Below are 12,529 nucleotides of genomic sequence, written 5' to 3' on the forward strand. Positions count from 1 at the left end.
TTTAGTGCCACTCTTAGGAAAAAAACTGGAAAAACATCGAATTCAGTGAATCCTATAAATTCTTTTCCAAAAAAAACCGATATGTTGGCATATCGGTTTTTCCTGTTTTTGTTTTTCTTATGCTTAACCTCCGAAATCGTCGAATCGAATATTTTCATCGGGAATACCAAAATCCTCCCCCATTTTCTGAACTGCCTTGTTCATAAGAGGAGGTCCACAAAAGTATAATTCAATATCTTCGGGTGATTCATGTTTACTCAAATAATTGTCGATTACACAGTTATGTATAAACCCTACGAAGCCATCCCCTGGCGCATCGATATCTTCCTTCACTTTCCAATTGTCTTCCTCCAAAGGCTCTGAAAGGGCCAGATAAAACTTGAAGTTAGGAAACTCCTTTTCAAGTTGATAGAAGTGATCTAAATAAAACAGTTCCCTCTTGGACCTACCACCATACCAATAAGTAACTTTTCTTTTTGTTTTCAGTGTCTTAAAGAGATGATACAAATGGGAACGCATAGGGGCCATTCCGGCTCCACCACCCACATATAACATTTCAGCATCTGACTCATTAATAAAAAATTCACCGTAAGGTCCGGATATGATACAATCATCCCCGGGTTTTAAGCTGAATATGTAGGAAGATGCAATTCCTGGGTTTACGTCCATCCACCCATTTTTGGACCTATCCCACGGTGGCGTCGCAATACGCACATTGAGCATAATTTCACGCCCTTCCGCTGGATACGAGGCCATGGAGTATGCCCTTTCAACCGTTTCAGGATTTTTCATTACCAAAGGCCACAGATTGAATTTATCCCATTCCGCCTGAAATTTATCGGGCGTATCGTGCTCCTCTGGATGCGCTGTGATATCTATATCAGAATATTTTATCTCACATTCCGGTATTTCTATTTGAATATAGCCACCAGCCTTATAGTTCATATCTTCAGGGATTTCCACTACAAATTCCTTAATGAAAGAAGCAACGTTATAATTCCTTACGACCTTGGCATTCCATTTCTTTATCCCGAAAACCTCTTCGGGGATGGTAATCTCCATATCCTGCTTTACCTTCACTTGACAAGCCAAACGGGCACCATGGTTCAATTCCTTTTTAGAGAAATGAGGTGTTTCCGTAGGCAAAGCCTCACCACCACCGGATAATACATGGCACTCACATTGAATGCAGGTACCTCCACCACCGCAAGCAGAAGGCAAAAATATTTTTTGGTTTCCCAACGTGGAAAGCAAGGAACTACCAGAGCCTACTTCTATTTTTTTCTCACCATTTATAGTGATAGTTACGGGTCCGGATGGTGAAAGTTTTTCCTTTGTGAACAATAACAAAGCCACTAATATCATCAGTAGGATTAAGAAAGCGACTACCGTGATCAATATTGTTCCACCTGTACTTGCAGCTAAAATCATGCCTTTTATTTTACGTCGTTATAGGAGATTTCCTTCTCGTCAATCTCAGAATTATTTTCAGTTACCTCTTTTGTTGGTGTTTCTATCTTTTCCTCTTTGGGTGCTTCAATTTGTACGGTTTCCTGGGCATCTTCTGCTGCCTCATCACCACCTGTCAACATACCTCCAAAGCTTTGGAACCCTATCCCCATTAAACCGGTTATAATAAAAGTAATTCCCAAGCCCCTTAATGGCGCAGGAACATTGGAATATCTTATTTTTTCACGGATGGCCGCTATAGCCAAAATCGCCAAAAACCAGCCTATACCCGAACTAAGACCATAATTAAAGGCTAGTCCGAAAGTTTCGATTTGTCTAGATTGCATAAAAAGAGAACCACCGAGAATAGCACAGTTCACTGCAATCAAAGGCAGGAAGATACCCAAGGAGTTATACAACGATGGAGAAAATTTTTCTACAACTATCTCCACCAATTGAACCATAGTAGCTATGGTTGCAATGAACAAGATGAAAGAAAGGAAACTTAGATTGTAATCCGCGTATTCCGGGCCTAACCACGACAATGCACCTTCTTGTAGAAGGTATCTATCCAATAACCAATTCAAGGGAACGGTTACCGCGAGTACAAATATTACTGCTGCACCAAGACCAACGGCCGTTGCCACTTTTTTGGATACCGCCAAATAGGAACACATTCCTAAGAACACGGCGAATACCATATTGTCAATAAAAATGGACCTAAAAAACAATTCTATATGTTCTAACATAATGTATTTATAAGTATGTTATTAATTCTCTTCTATCAAAGCAGGATTTCTGGATCGCTGTACCCAAATTATGATTCCAACAACAATCAAGGCCGCAGGTGGTATAATCATGAACCCGTTATTCTCATAACCAAAGGAATACAGACCGGTTTTCTCTATAGGGTCACCAAAAACCGGGTATCCAAAAAGAGTTCCTGATCCCAATAGCTCCCTAAAAAAACCTACAATAACCAAAATAATGCCATACCCTAATGAGTTACCAATTCCATCCAAAAAGGATCTCCAAAGTCCATTCCCTAAAGCAAAAGCCTCAAAACGTCCCATGATGATGCAATTGGTAATAATCAATCCTACGAATACGGAAAGCGTTTTACTTAATGGATAAGCAAAAGCTTTGAGTACTTGATCCACTACAATTACTAGAGTTGCCACAACGATTAACTGAACGATAATTCTGATTTTCGATGGGATGATATTCCTCATCGCAGAAATAACCACGTTTCCTAGACCTAAGACGAACATCACCGCAATTGCCATAACAACGGAAGCCTTAAGTTCAGCGGTAATGGCCAATGCGGAACAGATTCCCAATACCTGAATGGTAATAGGGTTATTATCCGCTAATGGATCCTTAATTAGATTTGCATCCTTTTTTGATAAAAGTCCCATATTAATTTGTTCTAATAGTTTTTAAATAATCTTTGTAAAGATTCAAAGTCTCCTTAATCATTGCAGATACTCCATTTCCTGTGATGGTGGCTCCGGCCAAGGCATCCACTTCATTATCCTCTTTATCATTGTTCAGGGGATCGTTATTCCCTTTTGCCACATTGATTCCTGCATATCTGGTACCAGCCATGATACTTTCCCCAGTGAAATCATCCATGAAATATCGCTGGTTAATATTGGCTCCCAGACCAGGGGTTTCACCCTTATGATCAAAAAATACCCCTTGAACGATCATTTTATCATCTAAAGCAATGTATCCCCAGATATCGTCCCATAATCCCTTCCCGTACATTGGAATGACGTAAAACTTCTTTCCGTCCTTTTCACCAATGAACAAAGGCAATTCAGGTGTTTCACCTTTTTTTGCCAAGGCCAATTGCTTTTTCATATCGATCAGATACGCCTCGTCATTATCTACAATCTGGTCCCCTTTAATTATAATTTGCTCGGTTATATATTGGGAAAACTTATCTTCCACAATATCCGTAGGGACAAAATTTACGCTTCCTTCATCCACATTATCGTTGATTCCCATAGCATAGAGGATGTTTTGCTGTTTCTCAAAACGCATATTTTCGTTGATTCTACCACTTAATCCAGTGGCCAAAAAAGCGAGTATGGACCCTACCACGATTACCATAACCGAGGCAAAAACCACGGTGTATACATTTTTATCTGTATTGATTGCCATAATTAAACCGTTTCTACTTTTAGTTCTTCAGCCTTACCGTCCGTATCCTTTGGGAGCACAACGGCGTTCTTAAATCTTTTCATTCTCCTATTTATGTTGGCTTTCACCACATAATGATCAATGGTAGGAGCGAATACGTTCATCAAAAGTATCGCCAAGAAAACTCCCTCTGGATAAGCGGGATTGAAAACCCTTATCATTACCGAAATAAAACCGATAAAGAAGCCGTAAATCCATTTTCCCCTATTGGTCTGCGAACCCGTTACGGGATCGGTCGCCATATAGACAATACCAAATGCCAAACCACCAACAATTAGGTGTTTCCAAAAATCAAAACTCATCAAGCCATAAAATTTACTGGTCTCGGTTATCCAACCAAATTCTACAACTTGGTTAAAAATGAATCCCATGACCAAGGAACCGATTATGGCACTCAACATTATCCTCCAACTGGCAATCTTACTAAAAACCAAAAAGAGTCCTCCGATCAAAATCAAAAGCGTAGAAGTTTCTCCCACTGAACCAGGAATAAAACCAAAGAACATGTCCGAGACGGAATAACTTATATCCGCATTTTGGGCCAAAGACCCCAGAATGGTCTCGCCGGATATGGCATCGGGGCCACCGGCCCTTTCCACGGCACCGTGTACCCAGACCTTGTCACCACTCATCCATGTAGGGTAGGCAAAAAATAGAAAGGCCCGTATTGTAAGTGCTGGATTCAAAATATTCATCCCTGTACCGCCAAATACTTCCTTACCGATTACCACCCCAAAAACAACGGCAACGGCCAACATCCATAGTGGGGTATCCACAGGAACGATCAAAGGAACCAACATTCCCGTTACCAAGTATCCCTCTTCTACTTCATGGCCTTTTATAACAGCAAATATAAACTCAACAATAAGGCCCACACCATAGGATACGATTACCAAGGGTAAGACCTTAAGTATACCAATCCAAAAATTATCCCATGTCAAAAAGTTTTCGAACAAAGACAAACTGCGAGGTGTTCCATTTGCCGCATCAATGGCGGCAAAGTGTTGGTATCCCGCATTGAACATGGAAAAAATAAGCACGGGTACAAGTGCCATGATGACCGTGTTCATGGTTCTCTTCAAATCATCGGCCGCCTTTACGTGCGTGCCGCCATGTGTGGTTTCATTAGGAGTAAACAAGAATGTATGGAAGGCATTGAAGGCAGGCGCCATCTTTTTACCCTGATACTTCAGTTTTAACTCATGCATTTTACTTTTTAAGCTCATATCTTATCCTATTTCTTTTTGCAATAAATCCAATCCTTCACGAATGATTTTTTGATGGGGTTGTTTGGAAATACAAATAAATTCAGTTAAAGAAAAATCCTCAGGTGCCACTTCATAAAGTCCTAATTGTTCCATTTCATCCAAGTCCTGAACCATACAGGCCTTTAAAAGCTGTAATGGGTAAATATCCATTGGAAAAACCTCCTCATACTGCCCAGTTACCACAAATGCCCTGTGTTCGCCATTGGTGTTCGTGGTCAAGTCGTACTTCTTCTTGGGTTGCAACCATGAAAAAGTCAATGCTCTAGTTGTTGAAACTTTATTGAAAATGGGTTTGTTCCATCCAAATAATTCATAATCATCCCCTTCCGGGATAACCGTTACAGCATTGTTATAGAATCCCAAATGCCCGTCAGGCCCGCTTTTTAATCCCGTAAGAACATCGCCGTTAATGACCCTGAAGTTTTCTTCGTTTACACCGCTGGCATATAAAAAAGTAGAAATTTCAGCACCTATTTTGGTAGTGTAGTATTTAGGGGATTTAACGGATGAACCAGCCAAGGCCACGATTCTTTCAGCATTGAACTTTCCAGTCAAGAAATATTCCCCGATGATGACCAAATCATGAGGGGATACGGTCCATACCAACTCACCTTTATTGATAGGGTCAATTTTATTTATCTGTGTTCCGACCAATCCCGCAGGATGTGGACCAGAAACCTTGTGCAGCTCGATACCTTTTAGACCGGCCAATGGAGAGTTCCCCGAAGCACCCACGGAAACATGAATTTTTCCTGGGGTAAGTTTGGCCAAAGCGGATATGGCCGCCTGCAATTCTTCTTCCTTTCCCTTTAACACATAATCAAAATCGGCCGCCAAGGGAGCTGTTGCATAGCCTGAAATAAAAATTGCCTTGGGCGTTGTCTTGGGATCGGCAATTACGTCATAGGGACGTTGCTTAACGAAAGGCCAGCATCCAGATTTCAAAAGAGCGGCCTTGATATCCTGCCCTGATGCCTTTTCCAAATCCATCTTTTTGTGCTCGACCACCTCTTGGTTCTTATCGGCCAGAATCTTTACCTTGAGGATTCTTCTTCGTGCGCCCCTTTCTATTTCAACCAATTCCCCACTAACAGGGGAAACGAACAGCATCTCCTCATTACCTTTATTGTAGAACAAGGGTTCCCCAGCTTTTACCTCGGCCCCTTCCTTCAATAACATCTTTGGAGTTATTCCGTGAAAATCATTAAGATTGATTGTGTAAACATTGCTCAGGACCGCTTTTGAAGTAGACAATTCGGCAGCTCCTACCAAATTGATATCCAGTCCTTTTTTAATTCGAATGTCCTTTGACATATTATTGTAGACCTTAGGTTAACAAAATTTGCTGCGAATTTACTACTAAATGAAAAGTTTTCATAATAATTAACCATAATTTAGGCATTCCATCGAGGTAAATTTTTTAGGCATCCTTTTTGTTTACCTTTAAGCCAAATATTATTGTTAAATGCGATTATTCCTTAAACAAATATCGTTAAGTATACTTTGCCTACAAAGTATGATTGGCCAGGTCCAAAAAGAAAAAAACCCGCCCGACCATATTAAGTCCATCGTATTCAGGGGGCCTACGGACGATCAATTCCCAGTGGTACAGATTGGTGAAACCATTAAGCTGGAATTTGACGACCTCTTGGCAAATGAACAGGATTACTATTATAAGATTATTCACTGTGATTATGACTGGACTCCTTCGGACCTGCTAAAATCCCAATACTTGGATGGTATAGATAACCAACGTATCATTAATTACGAGAATAGTTACACTACTTTGGAGACCTATTCCAATTACCAGCTCACCATCCCGAACGAAAATGTGCGCCTCAAGGTAACCGGTAACTTTCTAATTGAAATTTATAACAACAGTTACGAACTCCAATTCTCAAGAAGGTTTATCGTATATAAGGATATTGTAAAAGTAGGTGCAGAGGTGAAGCGTTCGCGGGATTTTAATTTTCTGAACGAAAAGCAAGTGGTTCACTTTAGAATCAATCCGGGTAATTTTCAATTGGTAAATCCCAAACAAGAGGTGAAAGTGGCCTTAATTCAGAACAATCATTGGGACAATGCCATCTATGATATAAAACCACAATTTACTTTGGGATCGGAATTGGTCTATAGATATGACCAAGAAACCGCATTCTTTGGAGGTAATGAGTATTTATTGTTCGACACCAGTGATTTGCGCGCACCCAGTTCACAAATTGCAAGAATAGAAATGGGAGATCTTTACAATCATTACCTTTTTAGTGATGATTTTAGGGCCAATGAGCCCTACACCTATTTTCCTGATATTAATGGCGACTTTGTCATTAGGACCTTGCAAGGTGATGATGCCTCTAGGGAAGCAGAATACACCAAAGTCCATTTTAGCCTCCCGTACACGGAAGTCCTGGGACTTGATGATGTCTATATTTTTGGGAAATTCAACAACTATGACCTATCCGAAGAAAACAAAATGTTATATAATCCGGAGACAGGAATGATGGAGGCCACCTTGGTACTAAAACAAGGATTTTACAATTATAAATACGTTACCAAAAACGATGCCGGGGAAATAAATTTGAATATTGTGGGCGGTAATTTCCATTTTACGGAAAACAATTATTTGATCTTGGTATATTACAGAAATTTTGGAGACCTTTACGATAGTATTATAGGAGTGGGCTCAACAAATTCCAGAACCATCAGCAACTGATTTCAAGGGTCCCCAATAAGCCAACAACCCATGGAGACCAAACCAAGTGTTAATACTAAAGGCCGATATCAACTGCGATATAGGGGGGTAGAATGCCTGAACTGTGGTCACCCATTGGATATTAGTGACAAGTACTGCCCAAATTGTTCACAGGCCAACAGTACCAAAAAGCTGACACTAAAGGATTTTTTCGAGGAATTTTTTTCCAATATTATTTCCTACGATTCCAAATTGTTCAGAACCCTTGGGTCACTCCTATTGCGCCCTGGTAGGATTACCAAAGCATATATCTCTGGGCGACGTGTTTCCTATACAAACCCCTTTAGGTTTCTTCTGAGCTTGGCCATCATTTACTTTCTTTTGGTTGGTTTTTCCAGCAATTTTGAACGATTAAATCGATTTGGCTCTGAGTCCAATCAACTCCCTATCAATTTTGGAAGCACTCTTATGGAAGAGTTTGATTTTGGGGAAGCAGAGAAGGACACGGAACAAATGTTGGCCCAATTGGACTCCTTGGAACTCAAAGAGCTCATTTCCGAACAAATGCGGATTAAGGATTCCATTATCCTTGCCGACCCAAAAAAACAAATTGAGGCTGCTTCTGAAAAATCCCTTTTAGGTTCTTTGTTTCGCAAACGTGAAATATTTTCAACCTTGATTCAAAAGGACACCTTATACGTCTTTGATGATGCTAGGGAAAAGTATTCACTTGAAGGCAATTGGCACAACAATGTATCCTTCAATATGGCGCAAAGTTTAATCCGGGTAAAAAGACAGCCAGGGGCCTATTTGAGTTCCGTTTTTTCAAAGTTGCCATTTACCACATTTTTCTTTTTACCGGTGTTCTCAATTTTCATTTGGTTGGCCTATATCAGAAAAAAACATACTTATACCGATCATTTGATCTTTAGTTTCCACAATCAATCTTTGTTCTTTATCTTGCTCATTATTAGCTATTTGATTGATAGTGTTTTTGGGATAGCCACCAATGGTATTTTTATCTTGATTTTTGCAGTTTACCTGTATAAGGCCATGCGAAATTTTTATGATCAAGGTAGGTTTAAAACTATTGTTAAATATATTTTCCTAAATACTATTTTCGTTATTTTAGCTTTTGTAGGAGCTGCACTATTGTTTGCAGGTAGTATGTTCACCTATTAAGAATTATGACAACACAAGTTACCAAAGGCATTAAGATTTCGGTTAAAACGAATTTTGAAGGCACCTTCTTCAAAAATTACAAAATGCATTATGCTTTTGGATATACCATAACGATTGAGAACCAAAGTAAGGATTCCGTTCAACTTACCTCTCGCCATTGGAGAATCTATGACTCCTTGAACGATGTTGAAACTTTGGATGGCGAAGGCGTAATCGGAAAAAAACCTGTAATAAAGCCTGGGGAGTCCCACACTTATAATTCTGGGTGTCTCTTAACTTCTCCCATCGGAGCCATGAAAGGTCATTACAACATGATTAATTTCTCTACGACAGAAAATTTTAGGGTTTACATCCCAACATTCAAATTCAGTGCGCCTTTTGCCTTAAACTAAATAGCTTTTAACCTCAAATTAGTTTTTAGTGCAATACCCTTTTAGTACTTTTGGTCAACTACTAATTTTAAAAATAAAAATTGACCATGGGCAAAGGATTTTTTCAAGTACCGGCCGCCATTAATGAGCCAATCAAAAGCTATGCGCCAGGCACACCTGAGCGCGACGAAGTCTTAAAACAATATAAATCCTATTACAATAGTACAATTGATGTACCAATGTATATTGGACGTAATGAGGTAAGGACGGGTAATACCAAGCCAATGTCCCCCCCTCACGACCATCAACACATTCTGGGCCATTATCATGTAGCCGAAAAAAAGCATATTGAAGATGCCATTTCCAATTGTTTGGAATCCAGGAATGCTTGGGCAAACCTGACCTGGGAGCAACGGGCTGCAGTTTTTCTAAAAGCGGCCGAACTTATTGCCGGACCATACAGGGCAAAAATCAACGCTGCCACCATGTTGGCGCAGTCAAAAACCATCCATCAAGCGGAGATTGATTCCGCCTGTGAACTTATCGACTTTCTTAGATTCAATGTGGAATATATGTCCCAAATTTATGAGGAGCAACCCTATTCCTCCGAAGGCATCTGGAACCGCGTGGAATATAGGCCTCTAGAAGGCTTCGTTTATGCCATAACACCGTTCAACTTTACGGCCATTGCCGGAAATCTGCCGGCTAGTGCCGCCATGATGGGGAACGTAGTGGTATGGAAACCTAGTGACAGCCAAATATTCTCAGCGAAAGTAATTGTGGACATATTTAAAGAAGCCGGTTTGCCGGATGGTGTTATCAATGTGGTGTATGGGGATCCGGTAATGATAACCGAAACAATATTGGCCAGTCCTGATTTTTCTGGTATTCATTTTACAGGATCAACACATGTATTCAAGGAACTTTGGAAACAAATTGGCAATAATATCCACATATACAAAACCTATCCAAGGATCGTAGGGGAAACTGGGGGTAAGGATTTTATAATTGCGCATCCTACGGCAAAACCAAAGCAAGTTGCTACGGCAATCACTCGGGGGGCTTTTGAATTCCAAGGACAGAAATGTAGTGCCGCTTCAAGGGTATATCTACCAAAATCGACTTCTAAGGAGATTCTTGATCAGGTTAAAAAAGATGTGGAATCGTTTAACAAACCAGGTTCTCCTGAAAATATGGGCAATTTTATCACCGCCGTCATTCATGAAGGTTCTTTTGATAAACTAGCAAAATATATCGATCAAGCAAAAAATGATAAGGAAGCAGAAATCATTGTTGGCGGAGGATATGATAAATCAAAAGGATATTTCATAGAACCTACAGTTATTTTAACTACAAACCCGCATTATACCACCATGGAAACAGAGCTTTTTGGCCCAGTGGTAACTGTATATGTTTACGAAGACACAGAATGGTCCAAAACATTGGAGTTGGTAGATAGTACTTCGGAATATGCATTAACCGGAGCCGTACTTTCTCAAGACAGGTATGCAATAGATGAGGCCACCAAGACATTGCAAAATTGTGCGGGAAACTTTTACATAAACGATAAACCAACCGGAGCCGTAGTAGGCCAACAACCTTTTGGTGGTGCTAGAGCTTCTGGAACCAACGATAAGGCAGGGTCGGCACAAAATCTATTAAGATGGGTCTCCCCAAGATTGATAAAGGAGACGTTTATAACACCAGAAGATTACAGATACCCCTTTTTAGGTTAAGTATTTGAATTTTAATAAACTAAGGTCCAATTAACAAAGATTTTGATTACATTTAAGAGGTGTTTTTGGAAAATCTGGAAACACCTTCAACCTTAAAAAACACTATAATGAAAAAATTAGTTTCGCTCATCTGCATGTTCATGGCAATTGGTTTTACCCATGCACAAGAAAATTTAACACAGAATACCATCCAAGGGCTACTTAAAGGCAATCAAGATCAGGTTATTCAACTTGCCGAGGCCTTCTCCGAGGAACAGTATGACTGGAGACCGATGGAGGGCGTTAATTCAGTTGCCGAAGCACTCCTTCATGTTGCGGGGTCTAACTATTTTATTGGATCAAAAATGGGATTTGCCCCACCAGAAGAGGTCGATGTAATGGGATTGACAAAAATAACAGGAAAGTCAAATATTATTGCCGCCCTAAAAAAATCCAATGCCTGGGTATTGGACAAAGTAGGTGAGGTAGAAAGCAGTGAATTGGGAAGCGAAGTTGATTTTGGCTTTATGAAAATGAACAAATTAGGAGGTCTTTTGATCATAATGGAGCATAACGGGGAACATAAAGGACAGTTAATAGCCTATGCCCGTTCCAATGGAGTTGTTCCGCCATGGAGCGAATAATTCTTTATAGAACTATAAATAAAAAGCGCCAATTCGGCGCTTTTTTTATACGTAAAATCAATCTTACGGATAATTTAAATGTAAATTTAACGTTAATTAATTGTAAACTAAATGTTTTATTTCGAATTTTACAATTGAGTATGAATACTTTATCTAAAACATATCAAATTACTAAGCTCTATTTTTGCTGCATTCGAATCCATTTTTGGAACCGACTGAAAAAATATGCGAAGAAATATCGACTAAGCTACTATGGTCTACTCAGTTTGTAACTATTAACCCTTAAATTTGAGCGGGAGATAAACCACCTTCTTCGTTTCAAAGAATTCGTCTTCAAAATAGTCTGCAAGTTCAAAGGTTTCTACATTTCTATAAGCCTCCAACTCGTCCATTAAATCGCCACCTTTCAAATACAAAATACCATTTCTTCTTTCATGCAGGGACTCTTTTTTGATTTTTCCCTTTACCCAATGCACAAATGTTGGCATAGCGGCCACTGCTCTGCTGACAATAAAATCAAATTGCTTTGGAACTTGCTCCACCCTAGAATTTACCGTTTGCACATTTTCCAGTTTTAGACCTTCCACTACTTCATCCACTACCTTGATTTTTTTACCTATGGAATCCACAAGGGTAAATTTCGCATTCGGATAGAGGATAGCGAGAGGAACTCCCGGAAAACCTCCACCAGTGCCAACATCCAAAATCTCTGCTCCATTATTGAAAGCTTGAACCTTGGCAATTCCCAAAGAATGTAGTACGTGTCTCAAGTAGAGTTCATCGATGTCCTTCCTGGAAACTACATTGATTTTTTGGTTCCAATCCTTGTAAAGTTCTTCCAAAAGAATAATTTGATTCTTTTGTACTTCTGATAAATTGGGAAAATATTTGAAAATGGTTTCGGCAGTCATCCGTATATTTGTATTATAATAAAATTATATATTCACTTGTGCAAAGATTTCTTTTTTAATCAATCTACCAAACCATTAGGATATCCTTT

12 protein-coding genes are annotated in these 12,529 nt (G+C 39.6%); 5 read left to right on the top strand and 7 right to left on the bottom strand.

The features are described from left to right. Window positions 1–123: 123 nt before the first annotated feature. The 6 genes from nqrF to DZC72_RS15570 are packed head-to-tail and all read right to left on the bottom strand — an operon-like array spanning window position 124 to window position 6,239. Window positions 124–1,431 (bottom strand): NADH:ubiquinone reductase (Na(+)-transporting) subunit F, encoded by a 1,308-nt coding sequence (nqrF, locus tag DZC72_RS15545; RefSeq protein ID WP_125223846.1) that lies wholly within the window; start codon window positions 1,429–1,431, stop codon window positions 124–126. A gap of 5 nt (window positions 1,432–1,436) precedes the next feature. Beyond that, window positions 1,437–2,198, bottom strand: a complete 762-nt coding sequence (nqrE, locus tag DZC72_RS15550; RefSeq protein WP_125223847.1) for an NADH:ubiquinone reductase (Na(+)-transporting) subunit E — start codon at window positions 2,196–2,198, stop codon at window positions 1,437–1,439. A 21-nt stretch (window positions 2,199–2,219) separates the two neighbouring features. Continuing rightward, window positions 2,220–2,867 (bottom strand): NADH:ubiquinone reductase (Na(+)-transporting) subunit D, encoded by a 648-nt coding sequence (locus DZC72_RS15555; protein ID WP_125223848.1) that lies wholly within the window; start codon window positions 2,865–2,867, stop codon window positions 2,220–2,222. Between the two features lies 1 nt (window position 2,868). Next, complete coding sequence (locus DZC72_RS15560; RefSeq protein WP_099545712.1) at window positions 2,869–3,618, bottom strand: Na(+)-translocating NADH-quinone reductase subunit C; 750 nt, start codon at window positions 3,616–3,618, stop codon at window positions 2,869–2,871. A gap of 2 nt (window positions 3,619–3,620) precedes the next feature. Beyond that, a complete protein-coding gene (locus DZC72_RS15565) occupies window positions 3,621–4,883 on the bottom strand; it encodes an NADH:ubiquinone reductase (Na(+)-transporting) subunit B (protein WP_125223849.1) in 1,263 nt (420 codons plus the stop codon). A gap of 3 nt (window positions 4,884–4,886) precedes the next feature. Next, window positions 4,887–6,239: a Na(+)-translocating NADH-quinone reductase subunit A gene (locus DZC72_RS15570; protein WP_125223850.1), complete on the bottom strand. Its 1,353-nt coding sequence runs from the start codon at window positions 6,237–6,239 to the stop codon at window positions 4,887–4,889. Window positions 6,240–6,390: 151 nt separating this feature from the next. On the opposite strand from DZC72_RS15570, the gene DZC72_RS15575 reads away from it, so the two are divergent. The 5 genes from DZC72_RS15575 (at window position 6,391) to DZC72_RS15595 (ending at window position 11,529) form a co-directional block, all read left to right on the top strand. Continuing rightward, the gene (locus DZC72_RS15575) at window positions 6,391–7,638 is read left to right on the top strand and encodes a type IX secretion system plug protein (protein ID WP_125223851.1); all 1,248 of its coding nucleotides are present in this window, start codon (window positions 6,391–6,393) and stop codon (window positions 7,636–7,638) included. 30 nt (window positions 7,639–7,668) lie between these two features. Continuing rightward, window positions 7,669–8,799 carry a DUF3667 domain-containing protein gene (locus tag DZC72_RS15580; protein ID WP_125223852.1) on the top strand — a complete coding sequence of 377 codons (1,131 nt, stop codon included), beginning with the start codon at window positions 7,669–7,671 and terminating at the stop codon, window positions 8,797–8,799. 5 nt (window positions 8,800–8,804) lie between these two features. Further along, window positions 8,805–9,191 carry a Co2+/Mg2+ efflux protein ApaG gene (gene apaG, locus DZC72_RS15585; RefSeq protein ID WP_125223853.1) on the top strand — a complete coding sequence of 129 codons (387 nt, stop codon included), beginning with the start codon at window positions 8,805–8,807 and terminating at the stop codon, window positions 9,189–9,191. 86 nt (window positions 9,192–9,277) lie between these two features. Beyond that, a complete protein-coding gene (gene pruA / locus DZC72_RS15590) occupies window positions 9,278–10,906 on the top strand; it encodes an L-glutamate gamma-semialdehyde dehydrogenase (RefSeq protein WP_125223854.1) in 1,629 nt (542 codons plus the stop codon). A 107-nt stretch (window positions 10,907–11,013) separates the two neighbouring features. After that, window positions 11,014–11,529, top strand: coding sequence for a DinB family protein (locus tag DZC72_RS15595; RefSeq protein WP_125223855.1), 516 nt, complete (start codon window positions 11,014–11,016; stop codon window positions 11,527–11,529). Between the two features lie 275 nt (window positions 11,530–11,804). On the opposite strand, the gene rsmG is transcribed toward DZC72_RS15595, so the two are convergent. Further along, entirely contained in the window at window positions 11,805–12,440 is a 636-nt protein-coding gene (gene rsmG / locus DZC72_RS15600; protein WP_125223856.1) for a 16S rRNA (guanine(527)-N(7))-methyltransferase RsmG, read from the bottom strand. Between the last annotated feature and the right edge of the window lie 89 nt (window positions 12,441–12,529).

Origin of the sequence: Maribacter algicola, assembly GCF_003933245.1 — a bacterium.
Taxonomy (GTDB): Bacteria; Bacteroidota; Bacteroidia; order Flavobacteriales; family Flavobacteriaceae; genus Maribacter; species Maribacter algicola.